Consider the following 24,505-nt stretch of genomic DNA (forward strand, 5'->3'; position numbering starts at 1 on the left):
AGTAGTATTTAAAAGTATAATTCGTCTCTCATTATACACACAATATTTCTCATGTATAGCCGTTTAGGCATACCTTTTCATCTTACCTCACAGATACCGTTTAAACCACCCGGTAATCTCTTCTAATCTCGCAATTCGCAGATTCGGTTTCCCTGTCCTCGACATATTATGATCGGATTCGGGGAAGCGAACAAATTCTGTTTCTTTCCCTAAATCTTTTAGTGTAATAAATAATTGTTCAGCTTGCTCGATCGGACAGACGAAGTCTCGTTCAGCATGAAGAATTAACAGAGGCGTCTCGATGTTCTCTGCATACTTTAATGGTGACTGATTCCACAGCGTATCGACATCTGTCATTTTTGCTTTCAAATGCCAGTCGGTAAAGTAGTAACCGATGTTAGAAACACCAAAGAAGCTGATCCAGTTGCTGATCGAGCGTTGCGTGACGGCTGCTTTGAAACGGTTCGTATGCCCGACAATCCAGTTCGTCATGAAGCCACCGTAGCTACCACCTGTCACGCCAAGACGCGTTTCATCAATCCAATTTTCGGTTTTCAGTACTTCATCCAGTCCTGCCATAATATCTTCATATCCACCGCCACCATAATCGCCACGCACTGCGTCAACAAACGCCTGACTGTAGCCGTGACTGCCACGGGGATTGACATAGAGAACGCCATAGCCCTGCGCCGCTAATACTTGCATCTCATGGAAATACGTAAATCCATACATCGCATGCGGTCCACCGTGAATTTCCACAATGAGCGGATACGTTTTACCTTCTATAAAGTTCGCAGGCTTCATTAGCCACCCCTGAATATTTACATGGTCATTCGTATAATGAATCGTTTCCGGTTCAACTAACGCGACTCTTTTCAGCCAGTCTTCATTAAATGAAGTGAGTTTTATTCGTTCACCAGTCGCTATCGTTTGGCGATAAAGTTCTCCGGGATTCGTCATCGTGCTAACCGTGAGCAACGCGAATTCAGCATCTCTCGCCACATCATACCCGTAAACATGCTCTTCTTCACCCGTCGCAGGATAAATCGCGCCGTCAAGTGTAGCCGCGTATAAACGCACTTCTCCCATACTTGATAACTGGAAATACAGTTGCTCGTCTTCCGTCCAAACTACGCCTGGCGCAATCACTTGTTGCAAGTGATCGGAAATACTTTCGTCTCCAATCGGTGCGTCAATTCCCGCTGTCAAATTCATCGTTTGACCATTCGTTTGATCATAGACGAAGACATCTGCCTGCGTGACGTTTTGGAACGTCATGTCATACCCTGTATACGCAATATAGCGGTCGTCTTTAGAGAAGGCTACACCGCCGAAAAAGCCTTGTTCATCGAGAATGACTGTCTCTTTTTTAGTCTCCACATCCAACAGCACGAACGGAATACTGAAATCATGATCCGACTGCTCGTTGCGATTGATCCCGACTACCAATTGCTTGCCGTCATGTGAAACCGCCTCTAGTGAATGATCAAATGGTTCCATAGTGAAATTGCAAATAGTACACGTGGCCAGTTCAACATAACCGATTTGTGTATATTCGTCTTGCGGTACTACACCAATGAAATCTGCTTTGTATTTCATTTTCGTCACACGGATCGGTTGCGGAAATCCCTTTTGCTTCTGTACTGTAGTAGAAAATGTTTCGCCTGTTTTCAGCGTACCTGTAAACCAAATTTTCTTGCCGCACGGCGACCACTCGAATGAATCGATTCCTTTTTTACAGTCCGTTAGCGCATAGGCTTCCCCGCCCGTCTTTTGCATAATGTATAATTGATTCGTTTCGCTGCGATTGGATAAAAACGCTAATTTCTTGCCGTCAGGAGACCATTTCGGCGCACTGACTTGATGCTTACCATATGTCCACCGCGTAACATCACCCGTTTGCAAATCGATATGATGGATAGCTGAGTGGTACGCATTGTCCTTTTTATTTAATTCCGTCACTGTAAACACCGCTTCTTGATCGTTAGGTGCCAATACGGGATTCGTGACAGATTTCGTTTCAAATAAATCTTCAATCGTTACAACTCGTTTATTCATCTCATACCTCCTGTTTTCCTACTATTCTCTCTAAACCATAACAAGTCAGCACTTGCTTTGGCAATACATGCGTAAAAAAAGAGTGACGGGTTATAATTCCCATCACTCGTTTCCATTTTCATTAACTCTTAATTTGATCTTTCAATGAACGTCTTAAAATCTTACCCGTTGTATTTTTCGGTAATTCATCCAAGAACTCAATAGACTTTGGTACTTTATACTTCACGAGACGCTTCCCACAATAATTAAGCAGTGAATGTTCCGTAGCATCCGAACCTTCCTTCAACACCACATATGCTTGTACTTCTTCACCGAAGTTCGCGTCCGGCACGCCAACGACTGCTGCTTCTACAATATCACGGTGGCTAAACAGCACTTCCTCTACTTCCCGAGGATACACGTTGAATCCGCCGACGATGATCATATCTTTCTTGCGGTCTACTATATAAAAGTAACCGTTTTCATCCCGTCGCGCCAAGTCGCCCGTATAGAGCCAACCGTCACGTAGGACAGCTGCAGTTTCTTCTGGCATTTTATAATACCCTTTCATGACGTTCGGACCGCGTACGATTAATTCACCGACTTCATTGTCAGGAACTTCTTCACCATTTTCGTCGACCACTTTATTCTCAACATTCATAATATTCGTTCCGATAGATCCAGGCACACGATCGCGATCTAACGGGTTGAAACACGTCACCGGTGAGGCTTCTGACAAGCCATACCCTTCCGAAACACGCACATTGAATTTCTCTTCGAAATCATGAAGCAAAGATACAGGCAGTGAAGATCCACCTGAAACCGCCAGTCTGATGGATTCAAAGTCCGCTGTTTTACCTTCCGGATATTGATAAAGGAAGTTATACATAGTAGGAACACCGGCGAATATCGTGGCCTTTTGTTCACGAATTACGTGGAATATTTCACCCGGACTAAAGCGTGGCTCAAGTAATATAGTAGCGCCTTTGACGAGTGGTGCATTCGCTACAACCGTTAAGGCAAATACGTGGAATAAAGGCAATGTCGCCACCACTTTATCAGTTTCGGAGAAGCCTAAATAGTCTCCTACGTCACGTGCATTGGAGTAGATATTCTTATGTGTCAACATCGCACCTTTTGGGTGTCCCGTTGTTCCTGATGTATAAAGTATGACAGCGCTTTCATTTTCGTCAACTACTACCGCTTCCGTCATCGGTTTTGATTGCTTGATGAGCACACTAAATGGATGCACTTTTGCCTTCACTGCGTCATTCAGCGCAGCTAATTTCTCCCCTGCATCCGGACTCATTTCACAGACGACATAGTTCTCTATCGTCGGGAATGACTGGCTGGCTATTGCTACAAGTGGTAGTAATTGATCGATTGCAATAACGGCTTTGGCTTCACTGTTTTCTAAAATATAGGAAATTTCGTCAGGTGTATAGAGTGGATTGATCGGCACAGCTGTTGCTCCGATCCGCATAGTCGCATAGAGAGAGATCAGGTAATGCGGCGTATTACCAAGTAAAAATGCCACTTTATCCCCTTTGTTAACCCCTAGGTTTTGTAGTGCGTTGGCGAACATGGATACCGACAAGTCAAACTCTGCGTACGTCGTGTCTTTCCCCATAAAACGATAGGCGATTTTACTTGGCTTGCTCTGTGCTGTCTGTTGAACACTAGAAACTAAATTCATGCTTTCATCTCCCTAACAAGTGAATGAATAACCATTCAGTATTTCGTTCATTATACTGACAAAATAATTAATTGGCAAGAGTTTACTGGGAATTTTGTTTATTTACTTTATTAGGTAAGGCTGGACGGAGTAAAGGGTTAGGGATTTGCGCTCTAGGCGGACGCTTTCCCATGGGCCCGCGGTGAGCCAACTAGGTCGCAAGCTCCCTTTAGTTGTCTCACCTGTCAGGCTGATCCATCGGGAGTCGCCGCCTGCCGCTCCAATCCCTTGCAATGTTAGTGGGTGATACTTATTGTTGTGCATTGAAGTTTGGCTAGTAATCAGTGAATAACTAAAACTTGAATTAGATTTGAACTTGAACTACATAACGTGTAAAGACAACACAATTCACACACTATCTACAGTGATTGACCTACGTATCTACACTATCAATGTAGGATTGAAGCGGAAGCTGGGGCGACTCCGGGAGGATAAGCGTGCGCCTTGAGACCCCGCAGGGAGCGAAGCGGACGAGGAGGCTCAAGCCACGCCCTCCGGAAAGCGTCCCCAGCTGGAGCTTCAATCCCCTTATGCTAACTACGCTCACTCCCACTAGAACTAGAACTTCAACAAGTTCTAAGACAACAACAATTCACACACTATCTACAATGATTGACCTACGTACCTCCACTATCAACGTAGGATTGAAGCGGAAGCTGACGGGGAGTGCAAAGATGTGCTCCTAACGCTGCGCTTTTACTCGCAAAAGCCGTTCTTCGTTACGGCTCTTCCCGCAGGATCAGCGAAAGCTTGAGACCCTGGACTGAACGTAGTGAGGGAAGCGGCTCAAGCCGAGCCCATGGGAAAGCGTCCGGCAGCTGGAGCTTCAATCCCCACCCACTCACTCCTTCCACTAATACTTGAACTTGAACTTGTACTTGAACTTGAAATTAAATAAGTTCAATCCCCTTATACTCACCACGTAACTCACCAGTCAAAAAAGACACCCCTCCCTAAGAAGTAGGTGCCTTAATATGTGAAATATAGCGCCAGCGGATCAGATAGAAATAGCAAATTTGCATCAGCGCAAAGCCTGCCAGCACAAGCGCCAGCTCCTTGACAATGGAAATCTCCGCAAGCGCATCCCAAATCACCTGCAACGCCATAAACGCAAACACACTGTGGATGAACGACACACCCCACGGGAAGAAAAACTGTGGAATCAATTGCCGGTTGACAATCTTCGTAAACTCTCTATCCGTCATCCCAATCCGCTGCAACACCGCATACTGCCGTCGATCATGACTAAGCGATGTATACAACCGGAAGTAAATGAAGCTGCCGGACGCAAGGAAAAATACGCCTGCGAGTAATAATCCAATAAACAACAGCAACGAGAACGTCATCCGGATATGCGAATAATTTAACCCGGGATTCTCAAACTCGTAGCGCACCGGGTCACGGTGTTCGAGCATGAGCCCAGCCAACACTTGGGCATGGATAGATAATCCGATTTCCCGCGTCTTCTGCCAATCCCTTACGTTAAATGCATAATAATTAAACGCCAGTGCATTGACATGTGCTTGTTCTTCAATGCGGTCGAAATCCAAATGATTCACAACGATCGTATTGAGTCCAAGTGCGTTTGGCGGAAACAATTTATACGGATACACACCTTCAATCTTGAGTGAGACGCCACTGTCCGCCAGTTTAGTGCTGACCGATTCCGTCGACAACTGATTGGCCGCAGCAGCTGTTGCGGGCAAGAACAACGCATGCCCTCTGTGTAATGAAAGTGGCTTTTCCCCAAAGCTTACAGCCAGTTCATTCAGATCAGACAGCTTGACGATATTGACTTTATTTTTCGTGTAAGAAGATTGCTGTTCAAGCACACGAAATCGTACAGCCCAGTAATCAAGATCCGCTTGATCGAGTTCATTGGTCAATTGTGCGATATGTGGATACTCGAATTCATTATGCGGCAAGCTTTTATAAATGAGCCCGAGCGGATTTACTTCACGATATTGCGAAGCGAATGACGTTAACGATGCCAAAATGCCGACGGACATGAACGCTATCGTCGAAACGAGCGTCACGATGAAGAACATCCGCGCATTTTCTTTTAAACGTACGATGCTTTCCGAAATTGAGATCATCCAAAAATCGCGCCAGAAGATGTTCTTTTGCCGTCGCAATGCATGCAATACGAGCGGTAAAGTGTCGGTGAAAAAGTAATAGGTTCCGACTGTGATGAGTGGCGGTAGTAGGAAGAACAGACTGATGATGCTCGAACGTGATACGAATGCCGCCATAGCGTAGGCGAGCAACAATAGCACCACTCCGAAGATCCCACGGCTTTTCGAGTACGAATACACCGATTGTACAGCCATATCCCCATGTAACAAATCCGACACCTGTCCTTGCTGAATGAATACAGGTGCGATATATGAAATGATAGCGAATAAACTAAGGAATGCACCCATCGTCAGCACGAATGGTTTCCAGGATAAATAGAGCGGTAATACCGGAATTTGTACAATGGCTTTGACGATCATGAAAAAGAATTTCGAAAACATGAAGCCAAGGAAAATTCCACTTATGATCGATGCGAAGCCAAGCAACATCGTCTCGATGAAAATGAGTCGATGCAACTGACGTTTTGCCATTCCGAGAAGCAACAGCACCCCAAACTCTTTCGATCGCGCCTGCAAAAATGCACGCATCGAATAGAATAGGAAAAACAGCGTGAATATGAATAGGATGATTTCCGCTATTCCCATGCCAAGGGCGGAGATCTCTTTTAGAAAAGTGTTTTCAATCGATGGATGGAATAGCAGCATCGAATAGAGGAAAAACACCATGACGGAAAACACACTCGCCATGAAGAATGCTGCATAAACCCGGCGGTTACGAACGACATTACGGTAAGCGAACTGTCGAAAAGTCATTCACATTACCTCCAAGTAATGACAACACATTCAAGATACGCTGGAAAAATGTTTGCCGGCGTTCATCTTTATAGATTTCATTGAAAAACTCTCCATCTTTAATAAACAGGACGCGGTCACAATAGCTCGCAGCAATCGGATCGTGCGTCACCATAATAATGGATGTCTGTTCATACTGGTTAATATGTTCAAGTAATTCGAGTACATCCTTCGCTGACGTTGAATCAAGATTCCCTGTCGGCTCATCCGCTAACAGAATGCGCGGTTGATGGATAAGCGCCCGTCCTATCGCGGTTCGTTGTGCTTGTCCACCCGATAGTTCATCCGGTCGACGCTCCAAAATATCTTCCAAATTCAACTTTTTCGCCATATCTACTACACGTTTTTTCATTTCTTCAACGGGTAGTCCATCAAGAGTTAACGGCAATACCAAATTTTCTTCCACCGTCAGCATTTGCAGTAAATTGATTTCCTGAAAGACGAAACCAATTTGCCGTCTACGGAATAAGGCGATTTCGTTTTGACTGAGCTTTTCCGGTTCCACGCCTCCAATGACAATCTTGCCATAGGTCGGAATATCCGTGGCCATCAATAGGTTCAGTAGTGTCGTCTTACCACTCCCGGACGGCCCCATAATCGCAACGAACTCCCCTTCTTGCACATCGAAATCCAATTTATTCAATGCACGATGTATGACTTTTCCTTCATAGATCTTCGTGACATCTTCCATCTTAACGACCGGTTGCGTCATCTACTTGTTCACCCGCCTCTCCATCTTTAAATAATAATGCGATTGTCGTGCCTACTCCTTGTTTCGAGGAAATCGTCAGTTGGTGACCGAGTTTCTCACAGACTTCGGATGCGATATACAGTCCCATGCCCGTCGATTCTCCAGATAATCTACCATTTTCTCCTGTGAAGAAAGCTTTCGTCACCCGGTGTAAATCAGATGCCGGTATGCCGATTCCTTCATCTATAATTTCAAGACACAGTCCTTCTGGTAGCTGGAATGCATTCACGTGTATTTTCTTACCTTTTTCAAATGTATATTTCACTGCATTCGTAATGAATTGATTGAGCATAAACTTGATCCACTTTCGATCAGTCGCGACCGTTAAGTGTTCCTCCACATTCAGCACAGGAAACAGACCGTTCGCAATGAAAAGTCGTTTGTTCTCATTCAGCACTTCCTGCAAGACGTGTCTCAGCAATAGCCGCTCAATTTGCATATCTTCTTCAAACGTTTCAAGCCGTGCATTGACAAGGACGATATCCAATCCATTTTGGATGCGTCCCACTTCCTGCTCGAGACTCTTCTTGTCCACTTCCTCTTCTTGCAATAATAAATTAATGACCGAAATCGGTGTTTTCATTTGATGCACCCATTGATTCATGAAATGTAAATGACGATTTTGTCTATCATATAATGTCTGGACCTCATGTTGGTACAGGCGATATAATTCGCGCGTAAATGCCGTCGTCTGTCGATGTTCGGGCGTCATGATGTGCCGAATCAAAGCATCTTCCATTTGCTTCGGTTTTTCAACGATCTTCGCATAATACGTACGTCGCATGATGAACTTCGCTCCCAAATAGCCCGCCGTAAGTAAAATACTCATCGCGACCGAATAGATGGCCGTATTCGGATTGCGAAAGCCGTCAAGCCAAAACAATAGTAGTATGAACGATACGAGTCCGATCTGAAACAGCATGAACGATACATGCTCTTTAACGAACAGTGTTAATGCTTTCATTCGACTTCTGATTCCGGCATGAAACGATACCCCGCGCCACGCACCGTTTCAATCCAAGATTGCACATCGTAATCGGTCAATTTCTTGCGCACTCGAGCCATATTAACGTTCAGCGTATTTTCGTCGACAAATGATTGATCATCCCACAATTCTTCGAGTAACTTTTCGCGCGATACGACTTTCGGTGACTCGCCCATCAGCAATTCCAGAATGACGCATTCTTTCTTCTGAAGTGGAATTTCTTCTTTTCCTTTTTGTAACGTCATCCGTTCTATATACAACGTCAAATCGCCCGATACAATCATGCGCTCCGACTGATTTGGTGAATACTCACCGAACGATCGACGCAAATGGCTTTTAATTTTCGCCAATACAATTTCATAATGGAATGGCTTCGTTATAAAATCATCGCCTCCATTTTCAAGCGCAAACACTTGATCCATATCACCTGAGCGTGCCGAAATAAAAATAATCGGACACACCGTATGCTGTCGTAACTGACGGCACCAATAGTAGCCATCATAAATTGGCAAGTTGATATCTAACAGCACTAGATGTGGATTATACGCTTTGCATTCCTCCACGACTCGATCAAAATCCTGTATAATTGCGACTTCATATTGATATTTCTCAAGCGTTCCCGCTAACAATTTCGCGATTTTCACATCATCTTCTACAATAAATATTCGATGTTTCACCGTGACCCCTCACTTTCTCATTATGTTAAGTATAGCGCATTTCCCATCACACATAAATGAATCCTCATACACAAAAAGCGCATGCCCCGCAAGACATGCGCTTTCCCTTAATAGATTACATCTACAAATTCTTCGAGCTTAATACCACCAAGGATTTTCTCAACGTCCATAGACTCCAGTGCTTCTGTGATCGCCTTGCGCTCATATTTCACACCAATTAAACGATTTTCGATTTCTTGGACATCACCCACACCGAAAAAGTCCCCGTATATATTCACGTTTTCTATACTGCCCTTTTCCACTTGCAAGCGAACATCAATTCCACCCACAGGAAAACGTTTAGTCTGCTGCAAGTTGAACTTCGGTGAACGGCCGTAATTCCACTCCCAGTTGCCATAGCGCTCCGCAGACAATTCACGGATTTTTGTCCAGTCTTCATCCGTCAACACACGATACTCAATATTTTCTTCGCCGTCGAACATCGAATTCAAGATTTCTTGTCTAAACTGTTCAATTGAAATGGGCTCTTCCAAGAATTCTGAAATATTCGCGACACGGCTACGAATCGACTTGATCCCTTTTGACTCAATTTTGTCTTTCTTCACTTTGAGTGAATTCACGACACCTTCCATATCTGTATCAAACAACAGCGTCCCATGGCTAAACATGCGATCCTTTGTTGCGAATTGTGCATTTCCCGAGATTTTGCGTCCATCAATCAAAATATCGTTCCGCCCAAGCAACTCTGCTTTAATCCCCATTTTCGCAAGCGCATCTGTTACGGGTTCCGTGAACTTCTTAAAATTACGGAACGACTCCCCATCGTCTTTCGTAATGAAACTAAAGTTCAAGTTTCCTTTATCATGATACACCGCACCGCCACCTGACAGTCTTCGTACGACGTGGATGCCGTGACGATCGACAAACTCTGTATTGATTTCTTCCACTGTATTCTGGTTTTTCCCAATAATGATGGAAGGTTCATTGATATAAAACAGCAAATACGAATCTTTGTATACGTCCATCGTGTTGAGCACATATTCCTCAATCGCCAGGTTAATACGTGGATCTGTAATGCCTTGATTATCGATAAATTTCATATTTTCTTCTCTCCTCACAAAATTGTCACAATTTATTTTCAGTCAATTCTCACAATTGGAAGCACTAAAATAGCTCGAAAGCGCGTCACAATAGGCCTGAATCCATTTTAACAGAAAAATAAATGAAATGTTGACTTCCGGTATCTGTTATAATACAATGTGTATATACCAAAGAGTTATACAACAAACAAAGGGGATGGATGGATATGGTAGAAAGCATCGTAGAGTTTTTCAAGAACTTGCCGGCGAAGGTTTGTGCGACATGTGGAACTGAAATTGAAGAGCAGCACGAGTGTTACTCTAATCAATGTAATCATTGCAACGTAAAATAAAAAAACTTTCTTTCGGCGAATATTCCTATATTCGCTTTTTTTTGCGTAGATACATAGATAAGGTATTTTTCGTATTATGCTAGGCAAAACGCGCCAATGATGTGAAACATCGCGCTAAACTCGCTGGCAACCGCGCTATTCTCCTGACAGACCGCGCTAAACTCACCGACAACCGCGCTATTCCTCTGAAAGACCGCGCCATACTCGCCAACGACCGCGCTATTCCCCTGAAACACCGCGCCAAAATCGATGACGACCGCGCTATTTATTCCACTAAAACACCGCGCTAAACTCACCGACAACCGCGCTATTCCTCTGACAGACCGCGCCAAAATCGCCAACGACCGCGCTATTCCACTGCAACACCGCGCTAAACTCGCTGACAACCGCGCTATTCCACTGCAACACCGCGCTAAACTCACCGACAACCGCCCCATCCCCATAACAAACCGCGCCTCCCACTCAAATCCACATACCATACAACATAAAAAATCCGTACAACGAATGTTGTACGGATTTTATTATGTTACGTAAATAGCTTCGCCAGCACTTGATCTTTCGCTGCGACTCCTTGATCGATACAGTCAGGTAAACCGACTCCATTATAGGACGCACCCGCAAGCTCGACCATCGGAAACGCGGATTGCATTTCCTCCCGCGCGCGTAAGACTTTCTCTTTATGGCCAACGCGGTATTGCGGTCTGTCCTCTTTCCAGCGTGTTATGATACAGAAATCCGGTTCACCTTCAAGCTCGAGAATATCTTCCAAGTCTTTGCGAACGATTTTCTCTATTTCAGCATCTGGTAAGTCGACAATCGCTTCTTCCCCAACGCGTCCAACGAATGCACGCACCATTACTTTTTCGTCAGGTGTAGTTGTCGGCCATTTTCGGTCGACAAGTGTACAAGCTGTAATGGAATGATTGCTGCTGCGTGGTACTAAGAAACCCGTCCCATCGATATCGCTCTTCATCGCCTTTTTGGGGTAACCAAGAGCGACAGTTGCGACCGATGTGGTCGGAATCGTTCCTAGTTCTTTCAACAGACCATGTGGTTCAAACAAATGGCTCGCTACGGTATGACTCGTTGACATGATGACCGCATCCGCAACGATTTGCTGTTGATCATTCAATGTCAGAACGGCGCGGTCGTCTTGTTTCATTATGCTAGTGACACGCGTACCTTTCATAACATTGACATCTGTCAACTGTTCTTCGAGTGCTATTACCAATGAATCCAGACCATTTTTAAGAGTATGGAAAGCTCCCGTTTTCTTCGAACTATGACTATTCTTTTGTGGAAGTTGTTTAGGAGTAGTCTTTCTCATTCCTAAAATTAAGCTGCGGTGATTTTTTTCCACTTCATAAAACTGTGGGAAAGTTGATTCCAGACTCATATGATCGATATCGCCAGCATAGACGCCTGACAATAATGGCTCGATTAGATTTTCCACCACTTCTGTACCAAAGCGACGCCGGAAAAACTTGCCGAGCGACTGATCTCCAGTTATTTCAGAACGTGGTAATACAAAGTCGCCCGCCGCACGTATTTTACCGCTCAAACTAAATAAACCGGATGTAATGAAAGGTTTGATTTCAGTCGGTACACCCATAACAGCACCTGCCGGGATTTTGTGCATTTGATTATGCAGATAGATATACGCTTGCCCTGTTGCGTTTCGGACAAGCTGATCTCCTATACCCAGTTCAGTCGCTAATTGGTCTACACTTTGTTTACGGATCAAAAAGGAGTCCGGACCGCGTTCGATTACATAGCCGTCTCGACGGACTGTTTGGATTTTTCCACCAAGTTCTGTTGATGCTTCAATCATGATGATGTCTATGGGAAGTCCTTTTTCACGGGCATCTTTTTGCATATAGTACGCTGCAGCGAGACCCGTGATTCCGCCGCCGATTATGACTACTTTTTTTCGTTCACTCATGTCCTTTTTCACTCCGATCCAATTGATTTCATTTTGTTGCGTGTAATTGATCCATTACAGCATCAGCCATTGCATCAATGAATAAAGGATCGGTATTCGGCATGGCAGGTCTGTGATACGCTGCGCCGATATCGTCACATACTACTTTACACTCGTAGTCGTTATCGTATAGAACTTCCAAGTGATCCGATACGAAACCAACTGGTGTGTAAACGAATGATGTATATCCTTTTGTTTCAAACAGGTCACGCGTTAAGTCCTGTACGTCCGGACCTAGCCAAGGTTCAGGTGTTTGCCCTTCACTTTGCCAACCGAGTGCATATGTTTTAACGCCTGCTGCTTGTGTGATCATTTCTGCTGTTTCTTTCAACTGATCAGCATATGGGTCACCGTTAGCCAGAATCTTTTCTGGTAACGAGTGGGCAGACACGATCAAGCAAGAATTCTTACGCTCTGTCTCTTCCATCGCATCATAGGTTTGACGCAATTGGTTCGCCCAGTACTCAATAAATTTCGGTTGCTTGTACCAACTTTCAACAGAAGTAAGTGTAATTCCGTGCTTGTCCGCTTCCTCTTGTGCACGACCGTTGTAGGATTTAACGGAGAACGTAGAGAAATGTGGTGCCAATACAATAGATACTGCTTCAGTAATACCGTCATCATGCATTTCTTGTATTGCATCTTCGACGAATGGCGCAATATGCTTCAGACCGACATAGACTTTAAATTCTATTTCGTCTTGTGCTTCATTCAAACGTGCGCCTAATGCGTCCGCTTGATCATCTGTAATCCGCGCAAGTGGTGAAATGCCTCCGATTGCTTCATAGCGATTGCGAAGATCTTCCACTTGTTCCGGAGCCGGTGGACGGCCTCTACGGATATGCGTGTAATACGGCACTAGATCGTCATAGGAGTTTGGCGTTCCATACGCCATAACGAGTAAGCCCATTTTCTTTTTCGTCATCATTTTCACCTCATGGTTGGATTGTTATTTCGAACGTAATTCTCTACTATAGTCATGTACGAAAGCTGTTAAGCGTTTCAATGTTGCAGGTTGTACTTGAGGGAATACGCCGTGACCTAAGTTAAAGATGTGGCTACCGTGCTCTACACCTTGTTCAACAATAAGCTTTGCACGTTCTTCGATGACTGACCAGTCCGCTAGTAACATCGATGGATCCAAGTTACCTTGCACTGGTTTAGTGATACCGCGTTCACCAGCTTCTTTTATAGACAAGCGCCAATCCAATCCAACTACGTCAACTGGTAGGTCGTGCCATTCATTCGCCAAGTGGCTTGCACCTACTCCGAATGTAATCAATGGAATATTTAATTTACGAAGTTCTGAGAAAATACGAGTCATCGTAGGTTTAATGAAGATTCGGTAATCCGATACATTCAATGCGCCTACCCATGAGTCGAATATTTGCACGGCTTTCACGCCAGCTTTAACTTGTGCTTGGATATAACTAATCGTCATATCAGCTAATTTATCCATCAATGCGAACCAAGCTTGTGGCTCAGACACCATGAAGGATTTTGTCAGGTTATAGCTCTTTGAAGGGCCGCCTTCAATCATATAACTCGCCAGTGTAAACGGTGCACCAGCAAAACCGATCAGTGGTACATTCAATTGTTCTTGTGTCAGCATTTTGATCGTGTCCAAAACATAAGGAACTTGCTCCTCTGCTGAAAACTCGCCTAAGTTTGCGATGTCTTGCGCAGAACGAATTGGATTGGAAATAACAGGGCCTACGCCTGATTTAATCTTTACGTCTACTCCGATACCTACAAGTGGTGTAACAATATCTTTATATAAAATAGCCGCATCTACATCATATTGATCTACTGGAAGTTTTGTTACATACGCACATAGTTCTGGCTGATGCGTAATTTCTTCCAAGGAGTATTTTTCTTTGATTTTAAGATATTCCGGCTGTGAACGTCCTGCTTGACGCATGAACCAAACTGGCGTGTGTTCAATTTCTTCGCCTCTCGCAGCACGTAATAGCGTATCGTTAAAAGTTGACATATTCAGAGATACCTCTTTCCATATTTTTAATTTCTTTCACGTAACTCTTATACGTTCTCATGATAAACCGTTGACAGGTCAATGTATAGTGAATTGCGCCTTTGTCATAATTTTGTGCTAGGACACCCCTCACTTCTGCCATGCTTTAGACAATCATTCCTAACTTGCTTGCAATTAGTGTTTGATTCGGGAGATTTAAGGGAATTACTATAGGTAGAATCATACACTGGTAAAGAGTGCTTTTAATCAAACTTAGCACAGACGATCGTTACTAGCCAAAGGAGGAATTTTATATGAATATTTATATGACAACTGGAACGATGGGTTTTATGGAGAAAATCAAAGACCAACATGCTGATGAGTCAATACTTTTAATGAATGGCGGCGGCAATACGCTGTTGCTACATGAGACGAACGGCAAGAGCATATTTCAAACGCCGAGGAAGTTCGAAGTGGTAGGTTCTTACGGTAACCTGACAGAACCTGGATTCTTCGCAATGGACAACGTCGCGGTGACAGATGAAGGCAAACCTATATTCGAACATCAGTACAAGCACCTAGGCGAAAAACTGCAAAACATGCCCGGCTTCGTAGCATACCGCTTACTGCGTCCAATCGGATCAGATACGTATACATTGCTGACACAATGGACAGAGCGACGTTTGTATGACATCTGGTATAACTCCCCTGGTAATCAATTATCCGATAAAACGGTATTCAAGGATGCAGGTGGTGCTACACAACATATCTTCACAAGCGCTCCATATACTACACATTATAAAACACCTACTGAGGAGGTTTGACGTTTTGACGTCAGACCTTCTTTTTTATGTAAAAGTTGTCACCCCTATAATTTACACACGATATTTAGTCACTTCATTTACCCAAAAGTTTAAAACACGTAGTTTGCGATGTGGCCTACTGCTTGCTATACTGAACGAGTTGATTGACTTATTTGTCTATTTGAAAGGGGTTTTATTAATGAAAGAACAATTATTTCAGAAACTGGAACAATCTTACGACGATATGGTAGAGTTTCGCCGATATTTACATATGAACCCCGAAGTTTCATTTAAAGAAACGAAAACCGCAGCTTATATCGCTGACTTTTATAAACGTCTCGGAGTAGAAGTACGTACTGGAGTAGGCGGCAATGGTGTCGTAGCAAGAGTCAAAGGTGCGAAGTCAGGGAAAACCGTTGCTTTGCGAGCAGACTTTGACGCATTACCAATTCAAGATCAAAAAGATACACCATACGCATCCACTGTACCTGGCGTCATGCATGCATGTGGGCATGATGGCCATACCGCCACGCTCCTTCAATTAGCAAAAGCTATGAATGAAATGCGTGAGGAGTTATCTGGCGAATACGTATTTATCCATCAACATGCGGAAGAGTTGGCTCCAGGTGGCGCCATTGCGATGATCGAAGACGGCTGTTTAGAAGGCGTCGATGTCATTTTCGGCACGCATCTGTGGTCACTTTTCGAATCGGGTGTCATCTATTATGCTTCAGGCCCGATCATGGCTGCAGCGGATCGATTCAATATTACCATTCAAGGAGCTGGCGGCCACGGTGCATCTCCCCATCAAACAAAAGACGCTATCGTAATCGGTTCACAGCTTGTGATGAACTTACAACAAGTCGTCTCAAGACGTGTTGACCCCATCGAATCAGCTGTACTATCCATCGGCTCATTCGTCGCAGAAAATGCCTTTAATGTCATCGCTGACCAAGCCGTTCTGGGCGGAACTGTTCGTACATTCACCAATGACGTACGCAACTTCATGGAACAAGAAATAAAGCGTATAGCTGAAGGCACAGCCTTGGCTCACGATTGTGAAATCACTGTAGAATACTTCCGTGGATATCCGGCAGTGGTCAATCATGAAAAAGAAACAACCTACCTGAAAACTGTAGCTGAATCCATTGCGGATCTAAGTGGTGTAGAAGAAATGCAACCACAAATGGGAGGAGAAGATTTCGCCTACTATCTTGAAAAAGTTCCGGGTACTTTCTTCTTCACAGGTGCCCGTCCGGCAGAAGCCTATCCTCACCACCATCCACGTTTTGACATTGATGAAAAAGCTATGATTGCAGCAGCGAAAACATTAGGCGCGGCAGCGATTGAGTATCAGAACTGAAGTAAAGTAATACACTGAAGATCACTCCTACGACGGTATGGGGATCTTCAGTTTTTATATTTCACCATAGCAGTAGCGGCTGAATTAGAATGAATGATTTAGGGAGAAAAGGGATACGCGCAGCTTGTATAACATTTTGATGTGTTTAAGCGTAAGAAGCGCGTTGAGTTGTAGTTTTGCACATACTTTTTCTGTACGTATGTGCTCATCAGATGGTGGTTCTGCTGGCAACGGCAGAGAAGTTCATTGGCCTGTGCGGTCGCACGCGAACGTGTCCGCTTGCAACATTAATTAATGTCGCTTCTTCCCCGCCCTACGACCATTCGATAATACCCGCCATGTTAATAGAATATTTACTATTTTCCAACATTACAGTTGATTTTAGTTTTTTCTATACTATAATTAATACGTATATGGTCCTATAAAACTGGGGGGAACAACATGGCTAATCCACATTATCTATCATCTTATATTGTTACATTTCATACTTTTGCATTACTTCATGGACAACATGCAAATCCGTACTATACAAAAGTAGTGGAAAGCGACCGGACTTTTATTGTTGAGAAAACTCCACTAGAAATTATGAGAGATTCTTGTGCGCATTACCGTTCCAACTTTGAATCCATTATTAACAGTTCCAAAACGGATTTGAAAAATCGTCCAAAACCACCTATCATGCTGACACATTCAAATGACCGGCCTTTATTATTTTTCCCTTTACTGTCCCCCACGTTACATAAAAACTCATGGGTAGCCTATCATGCAGTAAAAGACGCTGTTCAACACGAGGACGGCGTGACCGTTATGTTAAAAAATGATGCGCAAATGCAATTAGATACTTCGATAGCCACTGTTTATCGCCAAATGGCGCTATCACATATTTTGTTTCAACGATTTGAAAATGCGCAAGAGGAATTGCGAAGTTCCTATTATATGATCATGGAGCCGAAGAGTTCTGATTCGACAATTTCCTAATATACAGATTCAGTAACTCTTCTGACCGGTTACGTAAGCGAACATTCAAATAACGACGCATATCTTGATAGCCATCATGTAAAAATACATATTCCGTAAATAGTTCATCTGTTGAATGGCGTATCACTCGCATTTTATGCTTTTGTAAATACAAAGCAGTGGTTCGTAAATCAGCAGAAACTGTGTTCATCGTTTCGTCCAATAAATTAAGATATGGACTTTTCAATTTAAACGGAACCTCCTCCAGTAACCGACGATCTCGTTCCATAATCGTCAATAACATAGGAAGGTAAATGTAGTTTTCCAAATATGGCATTGCCTCTGCGGGGATCAAAGGCATGGATATCGCCTCCCAATAGAACATATGTTCTTGAATTAATTATAATTCCTTTAGCGAAGAAAAGCAAGTACTCTTAGTATGGCTTTATTTTGCATAAAAAAACTTCCAGTTGTAAGCACTGGAAGTTTTGTCGCTCAATCGATAGTTAAAACAAGATTATTCGTTTCCTGGTTCATCACCAATAAAGTGGATAGAGAACACTTTCCATGCCCCATCTTCTTTAGTGAAGACAGTTACTTGGCGGCCTTCGGGTGCATTTTCTACTCCTGTCTCACTGTCCGTGAATGTCGTTTTCAACGTAGAAAAAACCTGTGCACTATCCTTTGAATATTTTACAATCGTTTCATTCTCTGCTTCACGTTTCATCGTAGTATTCTCAAGCATTTCTTCCATAGCCTGACGTTCTTCTTCCAAATCATAGCCTTCGGTAGAAAGTGTAGCGAGATAACCTTCTACGTCTTGATTGTTCAATGTTTCGATGTAGCGTTCAAAAGCCGCTAGAATTTCTTCTTTATCTTCTTTTGGCACATCCGTAGCTTCTTCCACTTGGTCGCCTGACATGCTGAACCCTACTTTTTTATCGTCTACTCCATGATCGATAGCACCATTTCCCGGTGCAGCTTCACTAGTTTCTGGATGGTTCTCGTTTGTTTCATCTGCGTTACCACATGCGCCTAATACGAGCGCTAAAGCCATGGACGCGACTGCCACTTTTTTCTTCATATGACCCTCCTACGTAGAGAAAAAGGCCTCCCACGTACAAAGACCTTTTTCATTCTATTATTATTTTACTTCTACCCAACCATTTTTGATTGCTGTAACAACCGCTTGTGTACGGTCATTTACACTCATTTTTTGCAAAATGCTAGAAACGTGGTTTTTCACCGTTTTTTCTGAGATGAAGAGTGTTTCACCAATCGTCCGGTTACTCTGGCCATCTGTTAATAATTGTAGAACTTCACACTCGCGCTTCGTCAATAAATGAAGGGGGCGACGAATGTCGTTCTGCTGGAAGGATCCTTTATGTTCTCTCTCACTCAAACGTCGGAATTCTGTTACCAAATTATGCGTGATTTTTGGATGTAAGTATGATCCACCATTTGCTACTACTTTGATTGCTTGAATAATTGCGTCTGCATCCATTTCTTTTAGCATGTAGCCGAGAGCGCCTGTTTTCAAAGCATGTGTGACATAGGACTCGTCGTCGTGAATGGATAGCATGATAACGCGCGCATCGGGAAACTCTTTCACTAATTGCTCAGTCGCGTCTACACCATTCATGCGTGGCATATTAATATCCATCAGCACTACATCTGGCTCATACTCTCTATACAATTCAACTACTTCGACACCATCGTCGCCTTCTGCTACTACGTTAAACGATTCTTCAAAATCCAAAATTCGTTTAACGCCCTCACGGAATAATTGGTGATCATCTACTATCAAAATTTTTGTCGCTTCCATTTCCTATTCCTCCCAGTAATTACCTTACTTACAGATCTTCGTCCAATGGAATTTGAAAAAGAATCGAAGTGCCTTCCCCGACTTTCGAGGTGACTTTCATTTTTCCTTTCAATAACTCCACACGTTCTTGCATTCCAATGAGACCAAATGATTTCTCTTTAACTTCATTTGTATCAAAGCCGAGGCCTTGGTCTTTAATCAATATATTAACCGATTCACGTAACCATTCGATTTTCACCCATATTTCATCAGTTTTCGCATGTTTAATACTGTTATTTACTGATTCTTGTATGAGACGGAAAATACCTACTTCAAAATTGGAAGCAAATCTTTTTTCTGCTCCGTTACTTTGAAAATGAATGATTAGTGGCGCCTCGTATTCGCTAATGGTCAATAAATACTTTCGCAATGTCGGAACAAGCCCTAAGTCATCCAAAGCCATTGGTCGCAAATTATAAATGATACGACGCACTTCAGATAACGCTCCCCTAACCATTTCTTTTAGGTAAGACAGCTCTTGCATTGCTTCTTCTGGACCTTGCTGAACAAACGTTTTTTCGATTAAACCAGAGCGCATCAAGACATTGGCGAGCATTTGCGCGGGTCCATCATGAATATCACGTGATAAACGTTTACGCTCTTCTTCTTGTGCCTGGATAATCTGAATCGCAAAGTCTTGTTTATGGCGTGCCGTTTCCAGTGCTGTACTTACATTTTTCAAATCAGATGTTAAATATGTCATCACAGTGGTTACTTGGTTAACAAGCTGGTCTGCTCTTTCAATTGTAGAGAGCAGCAACATAAGTCGACGTTCAAGTTCATCCCGTCTTTCACGAAGTTGTTTCTCTTCCATTTTATTAATGGAGGCGCGTACAAGCAAGTCATTTGCCACACCATAAGCTTGTTTAACTTCTTCTTCACTATATGTTACAAAGTCTTTTGATACAGTAGCAAGACGCTTTCTAGAATGGCGTGATAGGTTCTCTAGGGAATCCCCTTCAGTTATCACATGAGAAATACTTTCTTTCACTTCTGCTAACTCTGTTTGCATTTCTTCATAACTTCTGCGGCTTTGTTCACTAATTAAGAAGATGTCGCTTTTTGAACGATCCATTACATTAACCATGTTGCCAAATATTTTCTCCATCTGTTGAATGTCAATTGCCTTGTCGCTCAAATAACTCCCCCCCGCCCTTGTTTATGTGAAAATTTGCAAAGTGAGCATTATTGCAGTTTAGCCTAAATACTTATACACTTCTTATACAGTATATCATTTTAATGATGAGAAAGTATTATAAGTATATTACAAATGTAGGGGGAACGACAAATGCGAGCTAATTATAAAACCGTAAAACTGTACGGAGAGAGTGAATTCGTCATCCAAAAATCCCGTTTTCTGTCATTTGTCAAGAGAGTCGAGACAGAACAAGAGGCATTGGACTTTATTCAGGACATCAAAAAGGACCATCATACAGCTACACATAATTGTTCAGCTTATATCATAGGAGAACATGACCAGATCCAAAAAGCGAACGATGACGGTGAACCTTCTGGTACAGCCGGCTTTCCTATTTTAGAAGTTCTAAAAAAGCAACACCTAAAAGATACCGTGATTGTCGTCACTCGCTATTTCGGTGGCATCAAACTCGGTGGTGGCGGATTAATCCGCGCTTACGGCAAAGCAGCTTCTGAAGGCATTGCCGCAACAGGTGTTGTGGAAAGAAAATTACACGCACTAGTTAAAGTTTCTATTGATTATACATGGCTAGGTAAAGTAGAAAACGAAGTACGGCAATCCGACTACCCGTTAAACGACATCATCTATGAAGAGGACGTTGAACTCTTTTTATATGTTCCTGAAGAAGATCAAGAGATTTTTGTGGAATGGATGATGGAATTAACGAACGGCCAGGCAATCATCGCCACAACCGGACATAAATTCCTAGAGTTCGACATCTGACTATACGTCCAATCGAAAACCGGGTATAATGGTAGAAGGTGGATCCTATGAGCATTAGGTCTGATTTTATTTGGTCACTATGGATTTTTATGTGAAGATGTGTAACTTATCATCAGAATCAACTTCCCATAGATTCGCCATTGACGGTTTTTTTCTGCCGCACACCCTGGAGGTTAAAAATGAAAAGAGAAGAGTATCGGAAAAAGAAGGTTTCTAAAACGAAGCGCTTTTTAAAAATAGTATTATTTACGTTCTTCATCGCGGCCGTAGTTGTTTCTACTTATGCATTCAAGCTTCATAACCAAGCGATGAACGTACTAGATCGTTCGTATGAACCTATTGCCAAGCAAGATCCGCCAGAAATATATGTAGAACCTGCAAAAGATAAAGTGTCGATTCTATTGATCGGCGTTGACGAAAGCGAAGCACGCCAGGATCGTGAAGTGCACGGAAGATCAGATGCTTTAGTGCTTGCAACTTTGAATCCTAGAACCAAAAGCATCAAACTCGTCAGCATACCTCGTGACTCCTATGTTTATATTCCACAGGTAAACTATAAAGATAAAATTACACATGCCCATGCGTACGGGGGAACGGTAGCCTCTATTGATACTGTTGAAGAACTATTTGATGTTCCAGTCAACTATTACGTCAAAATGAACTTTAATGCATTCATCGATGTGGTAGATGCACTCGGCGGTGTAGAAGTTGAAGTTCCATACGAGCGTATAGAAAAAGATGAAAACGATAAAAATGCAATTCATCTAATGCCAGGACTTCATCGCCTTGACGGACGCCACACATTGGCTTTAGCACGTACTCGTAAACTGGATAATGATATCGAGCGCGGTAAACGTCAACAAATGATTCTACAAGCCATGATCAAAGAAGCGACATCGATTACATCCATTACAAAATACGGGGACGTCATCAATGCGCTTGGCGATAACATGAAGACCGATATGACATCCAAGCAAATATTGTCGTTTATTCAGTATATTAAAAGCGGACTACCAGACGTTGATACCATCACATTGACAGGCTACGACGATATGTCGACAGGTACGTACTATTACAAATTAGATGAGCAGAAGCTAGAAGAAGTAAAGCAGATTTTAAAATCCCATTTAGGGTTCATCCCTGACTCCTCTTCTCTAACCGAGCTAGACACGGATCAATCCTCCGCATCAGCTCAAACCGATTATCAATAGTTCATTCAGAAGCGATGTGACCTTAACTGGTTTCATCGCTTTTGTTATAGATAGGGAAAAGGAGTAGGTTCGATTAAAGAGTGTAATTAGCTAGTGGTTTGGGATTTACGTTCCAGACGGACGCGTTCCGCGGGCACGGCTTCAATCTCCTCGTCCACTTCGAGTGCAAAGATGTGCTCCTAACGCTTCGCTTTTACTCGCAAAAGCCGTACTTCGCAACGGCTCTCCCTGCGGGGCTTTCAGCTCGCGCTGTAGTCGCCGCCTGGAACGTAAATCCTACCTTGCGACTATAAATAGTTTAATAGTACATTGAAGTTGTTAACTGACCTAATTTTGTTCATCGAATCTATTTACGTGCAAAATACAAGTTCAAGAAAGAAACACTAGTGAAGCGAAGTGCAAGGCGGCGACTCGGGAAGGATCAGCTCGACAGGTGAGACAACCAAAAGGAAGCGAAGCGACCTGGTTGGCTCACCGCGAGCCCTTCCGAACGCGTCCGCCTGGAACGTAGCGAAACGGCGCATTCCCCTTTCCGCTCCCTACTACAAATTCACTATCCAAGGTCAACAAAAAAGCCCTCATCCGCTTCGCAGCAGACAAGGACTCGTTTTACTTATTTACCAATCATGCGTACTAAATTTAACAACGGACGATAATTCGCCCCAGCCAAACCAATCAATTCTACAAACAGTTCTATCACAAGCAACATGACGAAGATCAAAAGCAATGCGCCCCACACTGTTGCTTGTGAGAACAATACTGCGGCTGCTCCAAATAGAATCGCAATACCGTAAATCGTAAGTACAGCTTGTCTATGGGAGAAACCTACGCGCAATAAACAGTGATGCAAATGCGACTTATCTGCCGCTGTAATAGACTGCTTCATGCGAACTCGTCTAACAATCGCGAAGAATGTATCTGAAATTGGAACACCTAGCATGATAATCGGAATAACTAGTGATACAACGGCAACATTCTTAAATCCGAGTAATGCCAGTACCGAAATCATAAATCCGAGAAACAGCGACCCAGTGTCGCCCATAAAAATTTTCGCCGGATGGAAGTTGAACAATAAGAATCCAAGCGAACTAGCTGCCAATATGGAAGCTGTAGCAGCAACAAAGACATCTCCCATTAATAGGGCCATTACCGTAATGGCAATGAGCGCAATCGTGGAAACACCTGCTGCTAAACCATCTAATCCATCAATCAAATTGACGGCGTTCGTGATTCCGATGATCCAAATGATCGTGATCGGAATACTTAAATACCCAAAGTCAAGCTGTCCAAGGAACGGTAAGTTAATGAATTCAATTTGTAATCCGCCCCATAGGACCACAACTAACGCAGCCGCTAGTTGGCCTAACATTTTTGCTTTTGCTGTGATTTCCAGCATATCGTCTAAAAAGCCAATCATGACGATCAGTACCGCACCGATTAGGATGCTTACTGCGTGCTCGTCTTTTGGCAATAATATAGCATATCCAATAATAAACGCTCCGAAGATTGCGAGCCCGCCGATTCTAGGCATGATTCTCGCGTGAACTTTCCGATAATTGGGGCGGTCAACCGCACCGATCCGATACGCGAATTTGATGACTAGCGGTGTTAGTATGATTGCAGCGATAAAAGCTACAGACATTGCAATGAATAACATGTCTTTCCTCCCCAAATAGCATTAAGTACATATCTCCTTGTAGTATAACATAATTTTTGCTAGAGTTCATCATTTAGCATGCATTACTCATCTATTCCCTTACTCGCTTACTTGCAAACCCTAATTAATACCGCCACAACAAGGATTTAACCATTTTACATGTGGTAAATTGTGATCAATCTATTGTTCTTCTCTATCTATATATAGATAGTCTTTTATCGATCCTTTTGGT

At 43.2% G+C, this 24,505-nt stretch carries 21 protein-coding genes; 6 read left to right on the plus strand and 15 right to left on the minus strand.

All coding sequences use genetic code 11. The features are described 5' to 3' along the window. Positions 1-87: 87 nt before the first annotated feature. The 7 genes from CSV75_RS07765 to lplA all read right to left on the minus strand — a co-directional run bounded on the left by CSV75_RS07765 (position 88) and on the right by lplA (position 10,212). Positions 88-2,058, minus strand: coding sequence for a S9 family peptidase (locus CSV75_RS07765; protein ID WP_099675376.1), 1,971 nt, complete (start codon positions 2,056-2,058; stop codon positions 88-90). 121 nt (positions 2,059-2,179) lie between these two features. Continuing rightward, positions 2,180-3,733 (minus strand): fatty acid--CoA ligase family protein, encoded by a 1,554-nt coding sequence (locus CSV75_RS07770; protein WP_099675377.1) that lies wholly within the window; start codon positions 3,731-3,733, stop codon positions 2,180-2,182. 992 nt (positions 3,734-4,725) lie between these two features. Further along, complete coding sequence (locus tag CSV75_RS07775; protein WP_199171328.1) at positions 4,726-6,660, minus strand: FtsX-like permease family protein; 1,935 nt, start codon at positions 6,658-6,660, stop codon at positions 4,726-4,728. Next, positions 6,632-7,411, minus strand: coding sequence for an ABC transporter ATP-binding protein (locus CSV75_RS07780; RefSeq protein ID WP_099675378.1), 780 nt, complete (start codon positions 7,409-7,411; stop codon positions 6,632-6,634). Before CSV75_RS07780 ends, CSV75_RS07775 begins: the two co-directional genes overlap by 29 nt. Next, positions 7,392-8,414, minus strand: coding sequence for a sensor histidine kinase (locus CSV75_RS07785; protein ID WP_099675379.1), 1,023 nt, complete (start codon positions 8,412-8,414; stop codon positions 7,392-7,394). The genes CSV75_RS07780 and CSV75_RS07785 overlap by 20 nt, the downstream gene beginning before the upstream one ends. Further along, complete coding sequence (locus tag CSV75_RS07790; RefSeq protein ID WP_099675380.1) at positions 8,411-9,112, minus strand: response regulator transcription factor; 702 nt, start codon at positions 9,110-9,112, stop codon at positions 8,411-8,413. The genes CSV75_RS07785 and CSV75_RS07790 overlap by 4 nt, the downstream gene beginning before the upstream one ends. 107 nt (positions 9,113-9,219) lie before the next feature. Continuing rightward, the gene (gene lplA / locus CSV75_RS07795; RefSeq protein WP_099675381.1) at positions 9,220-10,212 is read right to left on the minus strand and encodes a lipoate--protein ligase; all 993 of its coding nucleotides are present in this window, start codon (positions 10,210-10,212) and stop codon (positions 9,220-9,222) included. A 206-nt stretch (positions 10,213-10,418) separates the two neighbouring features. Between lplA and yhfH the strand changes: the two genes are divergently transcribed. Next, positions 10,419-10,544 carry a protein YhfH gene (gene yhfH / locus CSV75_RS07800; protein ID WP_083035173.1) on the plus strand — a complete coding sequence of 42 codons (126 nt, stop codon included), beginning with the start codon at positions 10,419-10,421 and terminating at the stop codon, positions 10,542-10,544. Positions 10,545-11,070: 526 nt separating this feature from the next. Here the strand turns inward: yhfH and hemY are convergent. From hemY to hemE, 3 genes are read right to left on the minus strand one after another with little or no spacing between them, the layout of a single operon-like run. Next, positions 11,071-12,486, minus strand: a complete 1,416-nt coding sequence (gene hemY, locus CSV75_RS07810; protein ID WP_099675383.1) for a protoporphyrinogen oxidase — start codon at positions 12,484-12,486, stop codon at positions 11,071-11,073. A gap of 28 nt (positions 12,487-12,514) precedes the next feature. Further along, entirely contained in the window at positions 12,515-13,450 is a 936-nt protein-coding gene (gene hemH / locus CSV75_RS07815) for a ferrochelatase (protein ID WP_099675384.1), read from the minus strand. Between the two features lie 24 nt (positions 13,451-13,474). After that, the gene (gene hemE, locus CSV75_RS07820) at positions 13,475-14,518 is read right to left on the minus strand and encodes a uroporphyrinogen decarboxylase (RefSeq protein WP_099637170.1); all 1,044 of its coding nucleotides are present in this window, start codon (positions 14,516-14,518) and stop codon (positions 13,475-13,477) included. A gap of 293 nt (positions 14,519-14,811) precedes the next feature. Between hemE and CSV75_RS07825 the strand changes: the two genes are divergently transcribed. From CSV75_RS07825 to CSV75_RS07835, 3 genes are all read left to right on the plus strand, one after another. Then, a complete protein-coding gene (locus CSV75_RS07825) occupies positions 14,812-15,321 on the plus strand; it encodes an antibiotic biosynthesis monooxygenase family protein (RefSeq protein WP_099631136.1) in 510 nt (169 codons plus the stop codon). Between the two features lie 178 nt (positions 15,322-15,499). Continuing rightward, positions 15,500-16,663, plus strand: coding sequence for a M20 family metallopeptidase (locus CSV75_RS07830; protein ID WP_099675385.1), 1,164 nt, complete (start codon positions 15,500-15,502; stop codon positions 16,661-16,663). Positions 16,664-17,104: 441 nt separating this feature from the next. Beyond that, positions 17,105-17,641, plus strand: a complete 537-nt coding sequence (locus CSV75_RS07835; protein ID WP_099675386.1) for a competence protein ComK — start codon at positions 17,105-17,107, stop codon at positions 17,639-17,641. On the opposite strand, the gene CSV75_RS07840 is transcribed toward CSV75_RS07835, so the two are convergent. From CSV75_RS07840 to CSV75_RS07855, 4 genes are all read right to left on the minus strand, one after another. Then, on the minus strand, positions 17,604-17,981 hold the full coding sequence (locus tag CSV75_RS07840; protein ID WP_099675387.1) for a YhjD family protein: 378 nt from the start codon (positions 17,979-17,981) through the stop codon (positions 17,604-17,606). The genes CSV75_RS07835 and CSV75_RS07840 overlap by 38 nt on opposite strands. Positions 17,982-18,137: 156 nt before the next feature. Beyond that, on the minus strand, positions 18,138-18,704 hold the full coding sequence (locus tag CSV75_RS07845; RefSeq protein WP_099675388.1) for a nuclear transport factor 2 family protein: 567 nt from the start codon (positions 18,702-18,704) through the stop codon (positions 18,138-18,140). A 60-nt stretch (positions 18,705-18,764) separates the two neighbouring features. Continuing rightward, the gene (locus CSV75_RS07850; RefSeq protein WP_085132956.1) at positions 18,765-19,445 is read right to left on the minus strand and encodes a response regulator; all 681 of its coding nucleotides are present in this window, start codon (positions 19,443-19,445) and stop codon (positions 18,765-18,767) included. 28 nt (positions 19,446-19,473) lie between these two features. Further along, positions 19,474-20,622 (minus strand): sensor histidine kinase, encoded by a 1,149-nt coding sequence (locus CSV75_RS07855; RefSeq protein ID WP_199171329.1) that lies wholly within the window; start codon positions 20,620-20,622, stop codon positions 19,474-19,476. 150 nt (positions 20,623-20,772) lie between these two features. On the opposite strand from CSV75_RS07855, the gene CSV75_RS07860 reads away from it, so the two are divergent. Further along, positions 20,773-21,405, plus strand: a complete 633-nt coding sequence (locus CSV75_RS07860) for a YigZ family protein (protein ID WP_099631141.1) — start codon at positions 20,773-20,775, stop codon at positions 21,403-21,405. 179 nt (positions 21,406-21,584) lie between these two features. Further along, complete coding sequence (locus tag CSV75_RS07865) at positions 21,585-22,616, plus strand: LCP family protein (RefSeq protein WP_099675389.1); 1,032 nt, start codon at positions 21,585-21,587, stop codon at positions 22,614-22,616. A gap of 613 nt (positions 22,617-23,229) precedes the next feature. Here CSV75_RS07865 and CSV75_RS07870 read toward each other — a convergent pair. Next, entirely contained in the window at positions 23,230-24,273 is a 1,044-nt protein-coding gene (locus CSV75_RS07870) for a glycosyltransferase family 4 protein (RefSeq protein WP_099675390.1), read from the minus strand. Between the last annotated feature and the right edge of the window lie 232 nt (positions 24,274-24,505).

It is taken from the genome of Sporosarcina sp. P18a, assembly GCF_002743135.1.
GTDB lineage: Bacteria > Bacillota > Bacilli > Bacillales_A > Planococcaceae > Sporosarcina.

Excerpts from the sequence above, each read along its gene's own strand:
- CSV75_RS07765 (WP_099675376.1), bottom strand. The coding sequence starts at position 2,058 with ATGAATAAACGAGTTGTAACGATTGAAGATTTATTTGAAACGAAATCT.
- CSV75_RS07770 (WP_099675377.1), bottom strand. The coding sequence starts at position 3,733 with ATGAATTTAGTTTCTAGTGTTCAACAGACAGCACAGAGCAAGCCAAGT.
- CSV75_RS07775 (WP_199171328.1), bottom strand. The coding sequence starts at position 6,660 with ATGACTTTTCGACAGTTCGCTTACCGTAATGTCGTTCGTAACCGCCGG.
- CSV75_RS07780 (WP_099675378.1), bottom strand. The coding sequence starts at position 7,411 with ATGACGCAACCGGTCGTTAAGATGGAAGATGTCACGAAGATCTATGAA.
- CSV75_RS07785 (WP_099675379.1), bottom strand. The coding sequence starts at position 8,414 with ATGAAAGCATTAACACTGTTCGTTAAAGAGCATGTATCGTTCATGCTG.
- lplA (WP_099675381.1), bottom strand. The coding sequence starts at position 10,212 with ATGAAATTTATCGATAATCAAGGCATTACAGATCCACGTATTAACCTG.
- yhfH (WP_083035173.1), top strand. The coding sequence starts at position 10,419 with ATGGTAGAAAGCATCGTAGAGTTTTTCAAGAACTTGCCGGCGAAGGTT.
- hemY (WP_099675383.1), bottom strand. The coding sequence starts at position 12,486 with ATGAGTGAACGAAAAAAAGTAGTCATAATCGGCGGCGGAATCACGGGT.
- hemH (WP_099675384.1), bottom strand. The coding sequence starts at position 13,450 with ATGACGAAAAAGAAAATGGGCTTACTCGTTATGGCGTATGGAACGCCA.
- hemE (WP_099637170.1), bottom strand. The coding sequence starts at position 14,518 with ATGTCAACTTTTAACGATACGCTATTACGTGCTGCGAGAGGCGAAGAA.
- CSV75_RS07825 (WP_099631136.1), top strand. The coding sequence starts at position 14,812 with ATGAATATTTATATGACAACTGGAACGATGGGTTTTATGGAGAAAATC.
- CSV75_RS07830 (WP_099675385.1), top strand. The coding sequence starts at position 15,500 with ATGAAAGAACAATTATTTCAGAAACTGGAACAATCTTACGACGATATG.
- CSV75_RS07835 (WP_099675386.1), top strand. The coding sequence starts at position 17,105 with ATGGCTAATCCACATTATCTATCATCTTATATTGTTACATTTCATACT.
- CSV75_RS07840 (WP_099675387.1), bottom strand. The coding sequence starts at position 17,981 with ATGCCTTTGATCCCCGCAGAGGCAATGCCATATTTGGAAAACTACATT.
- CSV75_RS07845 (WP_099675388.1), bottom strand. The coding sequence starts at position 18,704 with ATGAAGAAAAAAGTGGCAGTCGCGTCCATGGCTTTAGCGCTCGTATTA.
- CSV75_RS07850 (WP_085132956.1), bottom strand. The coding sequence starts at position 19,445 with ATGGAAGCGACAAAAATTTTGATAGTAGATGATCACCAATTATTCCGT.
- CSV75_RS07860 (WP_099631141.1), top strand. The coding sequence starts at position 20,773 with ATGCGAGCTAATTATAAAACCGTAAAACTGTACGGAGAGAGTGAATTC.
- CSV75_RS07865 (WP_099675389.1), top strand. The coding sequence starts at position 21,585 with ATGAAAAGAGAAGAGTATCGGAAAAAGAAGGTTTCTAAAACGAAGCGC.
- CSV75_RS07870 (WP_099675390.1), bottom strand. The coding sequence starts at position 24,273 with ATGTTATTCATTGCAATGTCTGTAGCTTTTATCGCTGCAATCATACTA.